Source organism: Candidatus Abyssobacteria bacterium SURF_5 (genome assembly GCA_003598085.1).
In the GTDB taxonomy this organism is placed as follows: domain Bacteria; phylum Abyssobacteria; class SURF-5; order SURF-5; family SURF-5; genus SURF-5.
Genome location: QZKU01000076.1, coordinates 25,524 through 41,438 on the forward strand (window position 1 = coordinate 25,524; position 15,915 = coordinate 41,438).

At 52.9% G+C, this 15,915-nt stretch carries 17 protein-coding genes; 1 reads left to right on the plus strand and 16 read right to left on the minus strand.

Translation table 11 applies throughout. The features are described from left to right. Window positions 1–17 precede the first annotated feature (17 nt). The 16 genes from C4520_11330 to C4520_11405 all read right to left on the minus strand — a co-directional run bounded on the left by C4520_11330 (window position 18) and on the right by C4520_11405 (window position 15,514). Entirely contained in the window at window positions 18–827 is an 810-nt protein-coding gene (locus C4520_11330) for a class I SAM-dependent methyltransferase (GenBank protein ID RJP20550.1), read from the minus strand. 9 nt (window positions 828–836) lie between these two features. Further along, the gene (locus tag C4520_11335) at window positions 837–1,871 is read right to left on the minus strand and encodes a glycosyltransferase (protein RJP20551.1); all 1,035 of its coding nucleotides are present in this window, start codon (window positions 1,869–1,871) and stop codon (window positions 837–839) included. Between the two features lie 45 nt (window positions 1,872–1,916). Continuing rightward, window positions 1,917–2,939 carry a glycosyltransferase gene (locus C4520_11340; GenBank protein ID RJP20552.1) on the minus strand — a complete coding sequence of 341 codons (1,023 nt, stop codon included), beginning with the start codon at window positions 2,937–2,939 and terminating at the stop codon, window positions 1,917–1,919. Beyond that, complete coding sequence (locus tag C4520_11345; GenBank protein RJP20553.1) at window positions 2,936–4,003, minus strand: glycosyltransferase; 1,068 nt, start codon at window positions 4,001–4,003, stop codon at window positions 2,936–2,938. Before C4520_11345 ends, C4520_11340 begins: the two co-directional genes overlap by 4 nt. Before the next feature lie 4 nt (window positions 4,004–4,007). Next, window positions 4,008–5,177: a glycosyltransferase gene (locus C4520_11350; GenBank protein RJP20554.1), complete on the minus strand. Its 1,170-nt coding sequence runs from the start codon at window positions 5,175–5,177 to the stop codon at window positions 4,008–4,010. Then, entirely contained in the window at window positions 5,060–5,674 is a 615-nt protein-coding gene (locus C4520_11355; protein RJP20555.1) for a class I SAM-dependent methyltransferase, read from the minus strand. Before C4520_11355 ends, C4520_11350 begins: the two co-directional genes overlap by 118 nt. A 50-nt stretch (window positions 5,675–5,724) precedes the next feature. Further along, window positions 5,725–6,657, minus strand: a complete 933-nt coding sequence (locus C4520_11360) for a class I SAM-dependent methyltransferase (GenBank protein ID RJP20556.1) — start codon at window positions 6,655–6,657, stop codon at window positions 5,725–5,727. Between the two features lie 49 nt (window positions 6,658–6,706). Next, entirely contained in the window at window positions 6,707–7,399 is a 693-nt protein-coding gene (locus tag C4520_11365; GenBank protein RJP20557.1) for a class I SAM-dependent methyltransferase, read from the minus strand. Next, window positions 7,396–8,640 (minus strand): glycosyltransferase family 1 protein, encoded by a 1,245-nt coding sequence (locus C4520_11370; GenBank protein RJP20558.1) that lies wholly within the window; start codon window positions 8,638–8,640, stop codon window positions 7,396–7,398. The genes C4520_11365 and C4520_11370 overlap by 4 nt, the downstream gene beginning before the upstream one ends. After that, window positions 8,637–9,884, minus strand: a complete 1,248-nt coding sequence (locus tag C4520_11375; protein ID RJP20559.1) for a glycosyltransferase — start codon at window positions 9,882–9,884, stop codon at window positions 8,637–8,639. Before C4520_11375 ends, C4520_11370 begins: the two co-directional genes overlap by 4 nt. Next, window positions 9,814–11,748, minus strand: a complete 1,935-nt coding sequence (asnB, locus tag C4520_11380; GenBank protein ID RJP20560.1) for an asparagine synthase (glutamine-hydrolyzing) — start codon at window positions 11,746–11,748, stop codon at window positions 9,814–9,816. The genes C4520_11375 and asnB overlap by 71 nt, the downstream gene beginning before the upstream one ends. Before the next feature lie 30 nt (window positions 11,749–11,778). Further along, entirely contained in the window at window positions 11,779–13,062 is a 1,284-nt protein-coding gene (locus C4520_11385; protein RJP20561.1) for an ABC transporter ATP-binding protein, read from the minus strand. A gap of 43 nt (window positions 13,063–13,105) precedes the next feature. After that, window positions 13,106–13,507 (minus strand): HEPN domain-containing protein, encoded by a 402-nt coding sequence (locus tag C4520_11390; protein ID RJP20562.1) that lies wholly within the window; start codon window positions 13,505–13,507, stop codon window positions 13,106–13,108. Next, entirely contained in the window at window positions 13,497–13,835 is a 339-nt protein-coding gene (locus C4520_11395; protein RJP20563.1) for a nucleotidyltransferase domain-containing protein, read from the minus strand. Before C4520_11395 ends, C4520_11390 begins: the two co-directional genes overlap by 11 nt. Beyond that, window positions 13,832–14,686, minus strand: a complete 855-nt coding sequence (locus C4520_11400; GenBank protein ID RJP20564.1) for a hypothetical protein — start codon at window positions 14,684–14,686, stop codon at window positions 13,832–13,834. Before C4520_11400 ends, C4520_11395 begins: the two co-directional genes overlap by 4 nt. A gap of 240 nt (window positions 14,687–14,926) precedes the next feature. Beyond that, window positions 14,927–15,514, minus strand: a complete 588-nt coding sequence (locus C4520_11405) for a winged helix-turn-helix transcriptional regulator (GenBank protein RJP20565.1) — start codon at window positions 15,512–15,514, stop codon at window positions 14,927–14,929. A gap of 144 nt (window positions 15,515–15,658) precedes the next feature. Between C4520_11405 and C4520_11410 the strand changes: the two genes are divergently transcribed. Next, window positions 15,659–15,886: a hypothetical protein gene (locus C4520_11410; GenBank protein RJP20566.1), complete on the plus strand. Its 228-nt coding sequence runs from the start codon at window positions 15,659–15,661 to the stop codon at window positions 15,884–15,886. The last annotated feature ends 29 nt before the right edge of the window (window positions 15,887–15,915 follow it).

Here is a 15,915-nt window from a genome sequence, read left to right on the forward strand (position 1 = left end):
GTCTTCAACGTCCTTTCTTATCCTTTCCTCAGGACAACCAACGCCGCGTTTGCGGTCTTTCCGCATAACTGCGCCGACTGCGCCACCGATGCTGCGGCCAGCAGGGGCATAAGGAATCCCAGGTTCCGCTGGAGCCGGAGAGGAAGCCGGAGCCAGAGCCGCTTTTCGCAATCGAACCACCGATTCGTGAAATACAGCTTCTTCACGAGTTGGAGTCCGCTCGGACGCACGATGCGCTCCTCAATCGCGGGATCGTCATAAAGCCGATGCCCCGCGGGTAAATCAAACGGCTCGCGCGCCTCCCTGAACGATTCATCATAGGGAAACGTGAAAACAAGAATGCCGCCGGGCCTCAGAACCCGCCCCAGTTCGGAGACCGCTCTGACGTCGTGGGGCGCGGGGACATGCTCAATCATCGAAATGCAGCTTATCCTGTCAAACGTCCCCCCGGCATAGCTCAGCGAACAGGCGTCCCCTCTTGAAAACGTTATCTTTTCAAGCGCCGATTCCATTCGGAGTTGGGCCGCCATCTCCCATTGATGACGCTCAACATCCACACTCTCGAACGTATCAAGGCATTCGACCTGATATCCGGCGTTCGCGAGGGAAAAAGGGAATATCGAGGCGCCGGAACCCACATCGAGCACCCGTTCACAGTCTTCCAATTGAAGTTCTGCGGCAACAGCCGGATATTCGACATACCGATAGAAGTCTATTCCCGAGAGAAACCTTGGCCTGTTCCCCGCAGCATAAAACAGGTGGAACTCCCATGCCGTCGGGCGGAACGGTCGCCGCTTTGAGGGCAGATTCGGAGTTTCACCTTTCATCTGCAATCGTCAGCTCCTTCCGGTGAAGCTTTCGTGGTTCGCATTCCGGGAACGGCGCTTGAGTCTGCCGCGCGCCGTCCGCGCAAGGCGCGAGCGGAAACGGCGGGATGCCAAAAATTTCCAGACATCCTTGTTCGCCGGATCATTGATCGCCGCCAATACCCAAAGCCTGAAGATGTCTGACAACCTCACCCAGTCCACCCAGACCTCTGCAAGGCGCAATGCAGTTTCGGATCGCATCCTGCTCGCCTGGATGAAGCCTTCGGGTTTCCATGATTCTATTTCTGCGCGCACGCTCTCGATATCTCCGCGCATTAAAGGGTCAAGCCCGTTCTCGGCGCGCATCTTCGCAAACCGGCGCGCCATTTCGACAAACCGGCATTGCAGATAATAATGCCGCCTCGTCGCGGACAACCCATGGAATCGAAGACCGTACAGTATCTCCGGCAGGTTGGTGATCCGGTACCGTTCCAGCACGCGGAGCCAGAGGTCGAAGTCTTGCGCATACCGAAACATTTCGCGATACCCGCCGCATCCGAGTATGCGCTCCCGAACAAACATTGCCGAACCGTGTGCGACGGGCGAATGCGCCCGCTCGATGGCTTCCCTGACTTCTTCCTCGAGACGCGGCATGCTTGAAACCTGGCGCTTCCTTCCAAAGGCATCAATGAAGTGGAACTGCGTGCCGGCGACCGTGTACTCCGGATTCTCTTCGAGAAACTCGACCTGCATGGAGAATCGGTCCAGATGGCTGATATCGTCGGCGTCCATTCGCGCAACGTATTTTCCGCGAGCCTCGCTACAGCCCCTGATCAGGCTCCGCGTCAACCCCTCATTCTTTTCATGTGTTAGAATCCGTACGCGCGGGTCGGAAAATCCATGCAGTATTTCCGCGGTTTCATCCGTCGAGCCATCATCTATAATAATAAATTCAAAGTCGCCGAAGGTCTGGTCGAGCACGCTATGAATGGCCTCGCGCAGGAACCTCGCTCCGTTATACACTCCCATGACAACACTGACTGTGGGCGCAAATTTTTGTGACATCAGTTTTTTCCGTTACGGGCAAATCTAAATCATCTCTCCGGACATTCAGGCGGAGGTCGCTTTTCTCTTATAGAGAATCGCCTTCATATGGAGCAGATCGAGATACCTGGCTTTCTTTTTTTCTTCGCATGTCGTCTCATGCGTTCTTCTGCAGAATTCATAATATCGCTCGGATACTTCCTGTAAGTGCACCGGCTTGATATTCTTTCTGAATGTCTCCAGATTCTGTGCAACTGCTTCAATCGCTTCAATGACGTCCGTTTGATCCGTAAAAAGAATGCCGCCTTCGCCCACCAGCTCCCTGTCGGCTCCTCCGATTCGTGCGACCGCCGGAATGCCGCAATGAAGCGCCTCGAGCAGCGAATTTGAGCATGCCTCATAGACACTGGTAGCAAGATAAATATCCTGGCTTCTTAATATGTCTGCCAACTCCCTGCTGGAGACGGAGCTAAACATTTTAATGTTACGAAATTGGACGGGAGAGTTGCCGTAAAAAGAAAGTATGTACTTTTGGAAATCCAGATTATCATCAAGAAATTGGAGGATATCGAACCCTTTCCTCATATTCGGCGACCAACTGGTGGTAATCAGTCGAATCCTTTCATTCTGGCGCGGCAGCCGGGAAGTCGCCGGATGAAAGATTGCGGGATCAGGCGCATTCGGTATAACGACGACCTGAGGCTTTGGCCTCATGCCCAGCTTCAGGTTTTCTTGCATGCTCCGGCTCGACTGGAAAATTGTTCCGTCACAAAAACTGGAATTGAACAGGTAAATCGCCTTGTCCATAAGAAAATCGGATCCGCGCGCAAGAAGGATCGGCCCGCCAACCCGATTAATAATCGTCTTCTTGAAAAATCTTCGATACTTGAAGCATTCAGTCCCCCGTGCCTCGCAATTGGCCGGATTGCTGTTGAAAATGATGATATCCGCTTCTTGTGGGTCTTCCTCATACACTTCCATTCTGCGAAGCCGTTCTCTCAACGCCCGCAAGAATTGGTTTGCGCCGCCCCATGGGCCATCCACAAACTCGTATAGAATATGAACGGTCGGCTTCCGCGCAGACTTCATTTCGTTGTGCGCCTTTCCTTCGGCCAGCCACGCCTTTCCGATTGAGCTTCGTTCCGAATTCTCTCATACATCTGTTCATACCGGCGCACCGTTTCCGCAATCGAGAACTTTTCTTCCACGTCTTTCCTCCCCTGCCGGCCCATCCGCTCGCGCAGGAGGTCATCATCGAGTAGCCGCAGAGCAAGTTGGCTGAAGTCTTCGGCATCGTTGAATCTCGTCAGAAATCCCGTACGCCCATGTGTGACAATTTCTCCCAGACCGCCAGTATCATTCGCAATCACCGGAACTTCGCACGCAAGCGCCTCGGCCGCCATCCTGCCAAAGCTTTCCGAAGGCGAAGTCACGAGGAGGACCCGCGCCTGATTGAGCAGAAGAGGAATCTTTTCATGTTCGACAAAACCCGTGACGTGGATATCGATTCCCGCATCCTGCAACTCGGATATTTTGCGCCGCACCTCCGCCGAATAATCATCGTCCCAGGGATAACCGCCGATCATCATCGCCCTCAGCGGTCGTATCCGAGCCACACGCGAGCAGATATCCAGGAAGAGCAGATGGTTTTTTGCAGGATGAATCCGGCCGAGGATCGCCAGGTCCCACTCTTTTTTGCAAGGGATGGGCGCAAATGCGGCGGTATCGAATCCGTTATAGATAACCTCGCACGACAGCGGAATTTTCTTCTGTAATGCAAATGAGACCGCAACCCGGTTCGGCGCATATACGGGGGCCGATGTCCGAAATGAAAATTCGGAATGGTAGGTCTCAATGCATTTGAAGAGATACTTTCCAAAGTTTTTCTTGTGCTGCGGCGTGTGATAGCCATCAAGGTGCAGGACGTCGCACCGAACGAGGTCGCGGATGGAGGCAGCCGACGCGCGACGATTCAATCGCAGGTAGAGCCTCTTATCACAAAGAGACTCGTTTTCCCGTTCGGCAAAAAGGTGGTAGTGAACACTGTGCCCCCGCTGAGAAAGGCGCTCCGCCAAATCCACATAGAATATTTGGGCGCCGCCCAAGGCCAAATCCATGAGCGAAAACCCTATTTTTATGGTATCTCCCGGCACTGTTCTATTTTTTCGGCCTTAAGTGATCTTTTACCTTCGCAATTGCCACCTTGCTCTTTTTCATGATGCCCGGAACAATTCGTTTTGGAAGATTCAATTCCTGCAGATATGCGTCCACCATTTGCTGCAGGTCAAGTAAATGTTCCGCCCGGAGGCGGGCTTCCCGCCTATAATGCGCCCGTTCGGCCAACACATTTCTGCATGCGTCAACGGCATTTTTCGTATACGTCGGGCTGAAATAGTCCCACGGTTCGCATTCGAACAGGATTCCACCCCTTCCGACGAGTTCGGCGGTTCCGCCGAATCGCGGAGCAACAATCGCTACGCCACTCATGAGGGCTTCGACTACCACGTTTGGACACGAGTCGCCGCATACCGGATGGAAAAGCACGTCACATCTCTTCAGCGCCTCCGCCCAATCGGGCTCTGCCAGGTCGCCGGCATAGCGCACCTTGACGTCGCTCTGACCGGCTTGAAGGCGCTCGTGAAGCACGACTTCGTTCTCGGAGTCAAGCGCGCCCGCTATCAGAATCTGGTGCGGCAGAGCCAGCTCATCCGAAAGCCGGAACAGAGTCTTCAGTCGATATCGGTATCTCAAGCTGCCGGCGGCGGCGATAACCGGAACGTCATGCGAAGGCCCGGGCATGAAGAAATCTTTGGAAACTCCGTTGTAGACCACGGCAAAATGATTCTCGCGTTTGTACAGCAGGCGGTCAAGCTGAGCCTTGGCCCACTGCGATTGGTAGATCACTTTCGGAGATATCTCGAGCGCGTGCCGGATCAAGTCATTCTGTTGGCGGTGAGCATCGTCCATGAGCTTCCCCATCACGGGAAACCATTCGGGGATATTGCAGCCCGCCACCCGATAGAGGAACGGAATACGTCGTTCAACCAGTTTTTCGATGCCTGCTGTCGCAATGTTGAGATAGGCTGCGTCAAACCGGGTGTTTACATCATGCGTCACGACGTAACCGCGCTCCCGCAGCTCTTGAATGAATCTGGCCGCCCATCGGTTTGGGCCGCCCCTGCCTGTTCCGTCGGTGTTCAGATAAATTTTCATTTGGTCGCCACCACGAGATAAGACCGTGGAAACTGCGCCGGGCCCTTCGACTCGATGAGAACTTCCGCGAAATCCGACAGAACATGCCTCAGCCCCTGATCCGTAATCCTCCATAAATCCGGGACGGTTACCGTCGAATGCAGATAATAATTGAACGGAATCGTCAGCAGCAGCTTCCCGCGCGGCTTGAGAATGGCATGCATTTGACGCGCTGCGCGAATTGGATCGGCCACGTGCTCCAAGACATCAAAACAAAGCAAAAAATCAAAGCGAGCCGTTTCAAAAGTATCGGTCAGCCGGTGAATATCCGCGACAACGTCCACCTGAGGGCTTTTCACACAATCCATCAGCAAATAATTGCATCGATTTGAGAGAATGGTTCTGGGATAATCCCAACAGCCGCCGCCGACATCCAGAACATCCCCGTGAATTTCAGATGCCCACGCGTCGACAAAGCGTATGATGTCGGCTCGAACCAGCGTCTCCCATCTGCCGTTGACTTTCGTGACGGGTGGCCGGATGATAATCGGTAGAAACAATTTGGAGAACACGGAACTCAATTTCCGCAGCGTAAGATCAGATGGTTTGAAAATGGCCCGCATGAAATTCATTGTCTCTCACAATTAATCAAGGCGTTAAGCGATCCGTTATGGCGCCTGAGTCAGTCTCGGTTGTCCTTACCTGATTTAAGCTGCTTTCCCAGCTTTAGGAAAAGCTCATACGCTCCTGGATGTTGCTTGAGAGCGCGCTTGTCATTCATAATCGCGCACCGTTTGAGCAACTCCCCCAGCTTTTCCTTTGGCATCGAATCCAAATCCAAGAAGGTCAAGGGCAACGAAAAAGTGATCTCTTCCGTCTTCTTTGCGATGACCAGCAACTCATTGGTGACAAATGATTTTAGCCATGATGTGCCCTGATATCTTCCTGAAAAATCATACGCTTTCTCAAGCATTTTCCTCAGCCGCTGTCCGATAAGGTATCGAAGCCGACCCGTGGTATAGCGTTCTGGATAATACCGGCTTTCATCGTGGATATCAGTGAATCCATAACTCAGCATGTAAATGAAAAGGGACTTGTAATTCCAGAACGTAATGTGGTGATTGTTCGCGCTCAGAGGAACCCCGCCTCGCAATTCACTGTAGATGCGGTTTCCAATAAAAGAGATATTGGGGGTGGTAATCAACAAATAGCCGCCTTTTTTGAGCACGCTGTGGCAAAAAAAGAAAAATCCATTCGTATCAAAGATGTGCTCGATGGCGTCGGTGCAAACCACCAGATCAAATTGCTCGCGGTGCTTTTCCATTGCTTGTGCACGTGAATCCGGCTTGTCAAGATCAACAAGAAATGCGTCGAACCCGCAGGAGGCTGCATGCTCGACCGACCGCGGCACGACGTCGGCCGCGGTGACGGTCGCCTGAAAATGATCTCTCAGAATGGTCGATAGCTCGTTGTTTCCGCAACACAGATTCAAGGCACGGCCGCCGCGCCAACTCATCTCGTCGAGCACCTCACACGCGGCCTGGAACCAGGGCTTGCTGAAATTGACAGGTCTCAGTTCCGCTATCCTGCGATCATATTCTTGTTTTGCATCCATCTTTCAGTTACCGGAAATTGCGGCTGCCGATGCCTCCTTAAAGATCAGGTTATTGGTTTATCGCCCCTTTTCGAGCAAGGGCAACCAACCCGAGCCCGAACAGAGGAAGCCTCCTGTTCCACCGACTTTTTGGTTGAGAATACACTATCGGCCTTGTGCCGGCGCGAACCTTGATTTCGCGAAAGCCCGCGTCCCGCAGCACCCTCGCCAGCTTCAGCGAATGAAAATAGCCGACATGCGTCTTGTCAGCATTCGCATACCATTGTTTTCCCCGTAACGGATCAAGCACCCGCCAGAGGTCCCAGGCATTGGGTGTCTTGATTAACAATGAACCCCCGGCTTTGAGCACCCGGTAAGCCTCCCGAAGGAACGCTTTCGGATTCCGCAGGTGCTCGATGACTTCGTATGCCGCAATCAGATGGAAGCTGGCATCGACGAACGGGAGCGCCTCATCCAGATCCGATATGCAGAAATGCGCTTCCTTGATGATTTCATGTGCGCGTTCTATGGAATACTTGGACCTATCCAGCGCCACAACCTGCCCGCATCGGCTCAGTAGAAAACGCGTCACCGAGCCCGCGCCGCAACCGGCATCGAGCGCGATCGATTCACGCGAAAATCGGAACTCAACAAGGTCCGCCCACTGCTGCAGTTTCTGCTCAAAGCCTGACGAAAAGACTCTCGCCTGTTCGACAAGGTCATCATAATAATTCGGATCGTACCGCAGTTTCCGAGCCGTCATTTCTCAATCACGCTCTCATAAAGACGCTCAAACTCTTCAATATGAACGATAACATCGTGAGTCTTCACATACTCGCTGCCGTTGCGCACCAGCCGCTCGCGCAAGTTTTCATCCTTGATAATCCGCGCAACCTGAACAGTCATTGCGTCAATGTCTTCAATGGGGAAAAGCAGTCCGTTATGCTCGTGGCTTACCAGCTCCGTCAGGGCCACTACGTCGGCCGCCACAATCGGGCATTCCACCAGCATCGCCTCGAGCAGCGGGAGTCCGAATCCCTCATACCGGGAGGGGGCGACAAATACGTCCGCGGATTCAAGCAGCGTCCATTTTTCGGATTCGGAAACGCTGCCAAGAAACCGGAAATGCGGTGATATTCCCAGTTCCTCGACCTTCTTCATAACCCAGTCGTAGTGACGATTGTTTTTCCAGTTATGGCAGATGAAAAAAAATGTGGCGCCTGGAAATTCCCGGAGGAGGCGAGGCATCGCTTCAATAAAAAGATCGAATCCTTTGCGTAATTTCAACTGCCCGATGAACAGAATCCATGGTCGTGATGCGGTTCGCCATTCGGCTTCTCTCTCCCGCGCGACCTCCGCCAACGACAGATCGAACGGATTTCTGAGAAAGGCGATTTTGTCATCGGGCACATTCAGACTTCGCAGGTACGGATAATTGTGCGCCGAAAGGAAAAGCAGTTTGTCGCTCTTGTAAAGGACGCGATGCCGGCAATAGTTTCTCAGCCTGCCTTTCCAAGTGTCTCCGTACCTGTTGTTCCGAATTAAGAGTTGAGCTGCCCCCTTGATGACCCGCCCATATGTCGGTTCAGCCTTCAGAGGATTGTCCGTAGTCGCCGCCAAGAAATCGTTATGGAGGATTCCCCACTCGGAAAGCACGACCGGAATTTTCATCCAATGCGCCGCCTTGAAAAAATGATAATTGTATGGAGAACTCAGATGAAACAGATGCACCACATCGGGCTTGTCGCTCCTCAGATTCTTCCACGCGAGCGGCCAGAACCGTAAAAAATCTTTCTTTTTCGCGAGCGGATCCATCTGTATCAGCTCCGGGAAGCGGCGGATCGTTACGGAATCAATCGTTTCAGTGGAAGCGTCGTCGTCCAGCTTTGCCGCATAGGCGATTACTTTATGCCCGCGCCTGGCCATCGCCCGGGCGAGCACATAATTTGTGAATGAGCGAGTATGCTCGCGAAAACCGTGCGGCGAAACGTATAATATCTTCATGAAGGAATCGCTTCCTTAAAGATAACGCTGCGGTAGCATCGCGCCACTTTCTTCCCCCAATCCTTTATATCGAAATATTCAGCCGCTCGGTCCGCCGCCCTGGCGCCCATTTGACGCCTGAATTCGTCATCCTTCAACATCCTGGCAACTGCGTCTGCTACAGCCTGCGGCTGCGGCGGCACGATGAAGCCGGTGTCTCCATTCGCGGGAACATATAATTCGCTGTCCAGCTCATCGGAGATGACAATTGGAACACCGAAGCTCATCGCTTCCAGCGTCGAGAGGCTGGGAACAACCAACTCGGCCACGTTTACCAGCACGTCGCTGATCGCGTACAGTTCGTCCATCTCCCAACCGCTCACCCGCCGGTCCACCCAGCGGACATCGGGCCGAAGTCCGTATTCGTCAAGCCGCTTCTGTATCTCGCGACCCAGATTCGAAGCCTCGTTTTTCGGCCCGACAAACAGGAAACAGATATTTGGAAACCGCTCTTTTATCAGCTTCAGGGCGTCAACGTATACCAGCGGCCGCTTGAACGCCATGATGCGGTGGTTGAACAGAATGACTTTTGCATTTTCAGGAATATCGTATTTTGATCGCACCTCATGTCTGTCAATCGTGCGCTGCGCCCTGGCGGGATCGATCGCATTGTAAAGCAGATACGTGTTCCTCTTTTTTCCCGTCGCTTTCTCGGCAGCCTCGAGCAGAGTTTTATCGTGGCAAAGCAGGAGCTTTGCCGAGCGCAGCACGCGCTCCAGCCAGCGCCTGTCGTCGGGCGTGATTGCGCCATCCTTCAGGTAATTCCGTTCGCCGCCGTACATGCTCACAATATACGGCAAGCGGTTGATTCGGGTTGCGAGATATGTGGCTCTGCTTTCCGGCGATTGCCCCATGTGACTGTCGATAAGACGAATGTTATAGTTCCAGCAGATGCGCAACAGTTGCAACGCAAACTTCTGCAGCGACCAGCGCGAGGATTCCAGCACGGGCCGAACACAATGGATTCGCGATTCGTATTCGTTCAGATTCGATTCATTCCACTGAGTCTCGTCAATCCCGTTCCGAGGCGCAAGCACGATCTCGATCTCGTCATCGGCCTGCAGAATTGCCTTGACCTGATCGTGAAGTTGGTTCTCGATGACATTTACAAAAAAAAGCGCTCTATACATTGCATTATTCCGAAGAAGGAAATGGTATGCCGCTTTCCACAGTCCGGGCAAGCGGATTGTTATGCATGAAGGCATCCAGCCACCACTCGAAACAGAGCAGCGACCAAATCAAGAGCCGATGATTCCTCTTGCCCGCGACGTGCTCATTGATAATCTTTGAAATATATGCATAATTCAGGAAATCATAGAGATGAGCCTTTTTCTTCAACAGAACATTTTTGACGTACTCGACGCTTTCGCCGCGGTACCAGGATTCGTCGGGTGGGCTGAATCCCTGTTTCTGGCGCTCGGTTACTTTCGGAGGAAGAAAGTCGGCCATCGCTTTTCGCAAAATCGCTTTCCCATCCCCGGTTTGCAGGTAATAGCGCTGCTTCTTCGCGAACTCATTCTCATCGACCGCCGCCAGATGATCGAAATTCTGCAGCTTGTAGCGCGCGGGAACTTTCATCGCAAAATCAACCAGATCATTGTCAAGGAAAGGAACGCGCACTTCGAGCCCGTGCGCCATCGCGAGCTTGTCCTCGAGCAGGAACAGGCCGTGGAGAAATGTTTTCGCCTCGAAATACAGAGAGGCATCCACGCAACGCTCCGGCTTGTCCAGTGTCATCGGCAGATCCTTGAAAACATCGCAGAAGCCGCCAAACGCATCGTAGCTCGATACCTTCCTCCATGTTTCCGCATTGAACAGCGCCTCATGCTCGCCCGAGGGTACCAGCCGCTGCCAATAGTTGTAATATGAATTCAAATACTGCTGTTTCCCGAATCCCTGTGAGACGGCGCAGTAATAGCGCCAGGGATAGCCTCCGAAAAGCTCGTCGCCGCCCGTCCCCGACAGCGCAACCTTCACGAAGCGCGAAGCCAGCTCCGCAACGTAATAGTTCGGATAACACATCCCGAGACGCAAGTCCTCGAGGTGCCATACCAGCCGCGGCATCACCCACTGCATGTCGCGCGAATTCAGCACCAGCTCAAAGTGGCGAGTCTTGAACTGGCTGGACATATACTCGGAGGCGGCGCGCTCATCAAAACCAAGTTCAAACCCGCTCGCCATCGAGAGGTCGAACCCGCAGGTGAACGTCATCAGGCGCGGCACGTGCCGGCTCGCCAGCGCGACAACTGAGCCGGAATCTATCCCCCCACTAAGATAACTCCCGACCGGCACGTCGCTCACCAACTGCCGTTTGACCGCCGTGCTGATGTGACCGCACAAGCAATCGGCAACATCCTCCTCGGATCCGACTGAATCATCCGACTCGAAATGATAGTCCCAATACTTTTCCATGCGGACGCGGGGGCTGCCCTGGATGTCCGAGATCAGCAAACGGCTCGCGCTGGGCATCAGGCGGATTCCCTCGAACAACGTCAAATCCGAAAGAACGTTCTGAAACGTGAAGTATTCCGAAAGAGCATCATAGGACAGTTCCGGCCGGACCGCCGGATTGGCGAGTAGCGCCTTGATCTCGGATGCAAAAAGAAAATACGGTTGGCGATGGTAATAGTAAAGCGGCTTGATCCCGTAACGATCTCTCGCCAGCATCAAAAGCCGCTTTTTCTGATCGACCAGGGCAAAAGCAAACATCCCATTGAGTTGCATCACGCACTCAGGCCCCATATCTTCGTATAGATGAAGGATGACTTCTACATCGGATTTCGTTCGAAAAACGTGTCCGGCTTTCTCCAGTTCGCTCCTCAACTCCCGAAAGTTGTAGATTTCGCCGTTACAGGAGATATGGACGCTGCCGTCCTCATTCGCCATCGGCTGTCCGCCGGTGGCAAGGTCGATAATACTCAACCGCCGGTGGCCAAGGCCGATATTTCCGAGAACGATACTGCTCCCCCCGTCTGGCCCCCGATGCGTGAGCGTGTCAGTCATTCGTGCGAGTACGCCGGCATCAACCGGCGACTGATCAAGTGTTGCATATCCGACTATTCCACACATATTTTAGTCCGCCCCTGCCATAGGCCGGCATCATCCTTTACCGGGTTCATCAACCTTTGTCGGTTCCCCGACTCTCTGTAAACTCCAATTCGAATCGCAACTTAAAATGGCTCGCGCGAATTTGCGCCCATGAATCCTGAACGAGGTGAATCTCCTTACTTTGACGAGCATCTCACATGTTTCTATTTCTCGAATGCCGAAATCCAGTCGATAGATGCCCGCCACGAGCGGAGGCTTCCTGATGATGACCTTCAACTGATATTCGCCCGCCTCGAGCTTGTCGAACTCGATATGATCGTCATGGCTGATCAGCCAGATGATCGGCGTGTTCCGGTCGTCCAGCACCGTGAGAGCAAACTGGGGCTTCCTGATCTCGCGCCACGTCTTGAAATGAAACTTCAAAACGATGTCGTCGCCCGTGCAGATTTCGGAAGCGCTCCCGTCTTCCCGGCTGCTGATCTCGATTTTTTCGAGCTGCGCATGGTCTCCGAGCGAGAGCGCACCCGGAAGCGCTGGCCGGCCGCTCTCCCTCTCGCGGCTCCGCTGCTTGATCTCATCGGCCAGAGATTGATAGCAGACGACGCCCTCCTCGACGTCACCATGAAAATAAATCTTCCCGCCATTCAGGATGATCAGGTCCGAGCAGATGTTTCGTACATGGTCCAGATGATGACTCACAAACAACACACCTTCGACGGATTCCCGTAGTTCCTTCAACTTCCGGAGACATTTGTTCTGAAACGTGAGGTCGCCGACAGACAACACCTCGTCGATCAGCAGGATGCGCGGGCGGATGTTGACCGCTATCGAAAAGCCCAATCGAACGTACATGCCTGACGAGTAGAACCGCACCGGCGTATCGATGAACTCGCCGATCTCGGCGAACTCGATGATCTCATCGAGCTTGCGGTCGATCTCCTTCTTCTTCAGCCCCACAATCGTGCCGTTCAAATAAATGTTTTCGCGGCCCGTCATGTCCGGATGAAAACCGGCGCCCGCCGAGATCAATGCGCCAATCGGGCCCTTGATGTAAACCGCGCCGGCATCGGGAGGATAGATGCCGCCGAGCACCCGAAGCAGCGTCGATTTGCCGGCGCCGTTCACTCCGATGATGCCGAGCGTGTCGCCCCTCTTGACCTCAAAATTGAGATCGCGCAGCGCCCAGATTTCGTGCTTCCTCAGAATGTCGCGCCGCCGCGGAAACCCCAGCATGCTGAACAGCACATCGGCGCCGCCATACAGCATGCTCTTGCGCTGATTGATGCAGAATTTCTTCGAGAGACCTTCGCACTTGATGAGTATATCGCCGTCCACTATATCTTCTCCGCCACGAGCGGCTCCAATCTAAACATGAATGTCAAAGCCTTCCGCGAGCCCATGCAAGAGTTAATTCAGCTATGCGGATAGCTTCTTGCATATCTTCTTGAGTTATTTCCGACCAATTTCCCGGATACCGAGTTGCCACCGCGTATGGAGTCAGGGAGCCTGCTTCCCTGACAACCTCTGGTAGTTCTATGCCGTTGCTTTCAGCGATCTCTAGTAGCTCTTCGAGGTCATGGGTCAGAGGAAATTCGATGTTCTCCGACAAGAGAACTGCCTTTATCGCTTTTTCGGCCGATTGCTGGGCGTGAAAACACACCTGTTCGCGTCGAATGGAACAATCGTCGGCCGCCAGGCGCGCCAGTTTTAAGTCGCTCTCTGCATGATCCATCCATTCCTCCGGCAAGCCCGGCGCCTTCCCCGGCTCTTTAGGATTCATATACCACTTCTCCTTTGCGCAGTGCTTCGCGGTAAATCATGCCCGGCTGGTCCTTCAGTTGCTCCCACTGTGTCCGGGAGACAACAAGTATATCCATGGGCATCGATATGCCGCGCAACGCCCGGCGGATGCGCACACTCTCTTTCCGTGGGTCCTGAACGTCATCGTCGGTGATTATCAGGATATCCAGGTCGCTGTTGATGGTGACAGCGCCCCTGACGTAAGAGCCGAACAGGATGATTTTGAGCGGTCGTACCACCTCGATAATCTTCCGAACAGCCAGCTCGACTTTCTCGGGGGTTATCTTCCAATCATAGGCTTCCATCATATCTTCTCCGCCACGAGCGGCTCCGACACGTAAAACAGCCGCAGCGCCACCAGGAACAGCACAAGCGTCAGCGCCGAAACCAGCAGATAGCTGCCGAAATTCTCAATCGAGCCCCTGGTCAATATGTCGCGGCACGCGCTGATCAAATAACTGAGCGGGTTGTACCTGACGAGGAACTTCAGGAACGGATGACTGAAATCGGTCGTGTAGATCACCGGCGTTATGTACATGACCAGCCCGATCACCTTGGCTGCAATGTTACCGGCGTCCGTAAAAATGGCCGAAAAAACCGAAATGATCAGCCCCATCGCGGCCCCAAGGAAAAAGAGAGGAAGCATCACCAGCGGGAAAAAGACCGCCTGCCACGGCGGCGCCACCTCGAACACCAGCATCACGATCACCACAATCGCCAGCGTCATCACGAAATTGGCGAAAACCAGGGCCACCTGCTTGACCAGCAGCACCTCGTGCTCAAAACGTATCTGTTGCATTAACGTGCCGACAGAACCGAGCGTCTTGCTCGAAGAATCGAAAAACGCCATGAACAGGCCCCACATCTGGCTGCCCAGCAGCACGAAAACCGGGTACGGCATGCCGGTATCTCCCGGGTTCAGGATGCCAATATAGTTCATGAAAACCCACGTGATGATGCCCAGGATCGGGCCAAGCAGAATCCAGACGTAGCCTAAAATCGAACGCCGGTAGACGATGAAGAAGTCGCGCCGGAACATCTGCCAGATAAGCTCGCGCCCCTCAACCACATTCCGAAACATCACAAGGCAGGTTCTCACGAAACTCGCTTTCGCCCTCTGATTCGGGTAATACACATCGTGTCCAGTATCCTGATTCATTCCCACACACCCCGAAATATAAGGACAGTCCCCATACTTATATCCATAACCATAATTGAATCAATAACTTATATTAATGGACCTTTTTCAACCAGCACAGCTAGAAAATATGGGGACAGAGACCATATTTTCACCGTTAATATATGAGTTCTCGTAAATATTTACCAACTTCTTGTTAATCATGAGGCATCTTAATATAATAACAATAAAAATATGGTCTCTGTCCCCATATTTTCTCGTTTATGCGTCGAGCAGCCAGCAAAGCTTTTCGGCGCCGACGCCGACCTCGGCCAGTAACGCCGCTATCTCTTCGTGCCCATCCAATTGAGCTACCAGCACCTTATCGAACCTGAGATTTCGCAGGACAATCCGCGGGACAACCGGATGCTCCTGGAAACGCGGAGCTTCGAAATCGTCGTCCACAACTGCAACTATATTGATATCAAACTCTTCCATTAGCAGCAGGCACAGTTCCGCCAGCTCTCCCGTCCCGTAAACAACGACATTTCGCTCGCCCGACTGCTCCAAGTGCTTGAGTTTATTCTTGATATCGTCGGTCGCGCTCTTGAAGTACTTGTAGGAGATAAGCGCAAATTCATAGGTGAGCCTCGTCTTTTCCGCGACCCCGCGCGGAGTGATCAGATACTTGAGGCGGCGCGGCTTGATGCCGCCGATCTTGATGTAGCCTTTTCGGGCGAGGCGTCTCATATACAGGTTGACCAGACCCGCGGCCATCCCCAATTTATTGCTCAAATGTCGCTGGTTGATATGCTCACTTTTTGAAAGTTCATGCAGCAGTTCCAGCTCTTTTATCGATTTTTGGTCCATATTTCAAGGCGATTTTACGAGTTCAATTTTTAAACCAAATGATAGCATTAAAATGCGGAGAAGTCAAGAAGGAGGGGACGGAGGAGATGGAGCCTATTTCTCAACAAACATCTCGCAGTTCTCGGGAGGTACAGGATCAATCCCGTGGCGGAAGAGGACGCGGAGCGGATAGACACAACAGTTTCTTCAAAGGTATGCGAACGTGCGAGCTGGTGCTCACCTATCAATCCACGCAAAATAATTGAAATTATTTTGATGATGAGTGATATGATGCGTGGGACGCATCAGAAGAAAACCAGAGATAAGAGACTGTCCCGTAATTATTACAAAAAATATTTAGTAAAATATATTGATATTCACTTGATTCTCTGATATACTACTTCCAACTTAGGGAGGCAAGC

Bases quoted from the DNA above. Each gene is read 5' to 3' on its own strand.
- C4520_11400 (RJP20564.1), bottom strand. From the start codon at position 14,686: ATGAATCAGGATACTGGACACGATGTGTATTACCCGAATCAGAGGGCG.
- C4520_11405 (RJP20565.1), bottom strand. From the start codon at position 15,514: ATGGACCAAAAATCGATAAAAGAGCTGGAACTGCTGCATGAACTTTCA.
- C4520_11350 (RJP20554.1), bottom strand. From the start codon at position 5,177: ATGGAGGATTACGGATCAGGGGCTGAGGCATGTTCTGTCGGATTTCGC.
- asnB (RJP20560.1), bottom strand. From the start codon at position 11,748: ATGTGTGGAATAGTCGGATATGCAACACTTGATCAGTCGCCGGTTGAT.
- C4520_11330 (RJP20550.1), bottom strand. From the start codon at position 827: ATGAAAGGTGAAACTCCGAATCTGCCCTCAAAGCGGCGACCGTTCCGC.
- C4520_11390 (RJP20562.1), bottom strand. From the start codon at position 13,507: ATGAATCCTAAAGAGCCGGGGAAGGCGCCGGGCTTGCCGGAGGAATGG.
- C4520_11355 (RJP20555.1), bottom strand. From the start codon at position 5,674: ATGAATTTCATGCGGGCCATTTTCAAACCATCTGATCTTACGCTGCGG.
- C4520_11340 (RJP20552.1), bottom strand. From the start codon at position 2,939: ATGAAGTCTGCGCGGAAGCCGACCGTTCATATTCTATACGAGTTTGTG.
- C4520_11335 (RJP20551.1), bottom strand. From the start codon at position 1,871: ATGTCACAAAAATTTGCGCCCACAGTCAGTGTTGTCATGGGAGTGTAT.
- C4520_11395 (RJP20563.1), bottom strand. From the start codon at position 13,835: ATGATGGAAGCCTATGATTGGAAGATAACCCCCGAGAAAGTCGAGCTG.
- C4520_11375 (RJP20559.1), bottom strand. From the start codon at position 9,884: ATGCCTTCATGCATAACAATCCGCTTGCCCGGACTGTGGAAAGCGGCA.
- C4520_11365 (RJP20557.1), bottom strand. From the start codon at position 7,399: ATGACGGCTCGGAAACTGCGGTACGATCCGAATTATTATGATGACCTT.
- C4520_11370 (RJP20558.1), bottom strand. From the start codon at position 8,640: ATGAAGATATTATACGTTTCGCCGCACGGTTTTCGCGAGCATACTCGC.
- C4520_11360 (RJP20556.1), bottom strand. From the start codon at position 6,657: ATGGATGCAAAACAAGAATATGATCGCAGGATAGCGGAACTGAGACCT.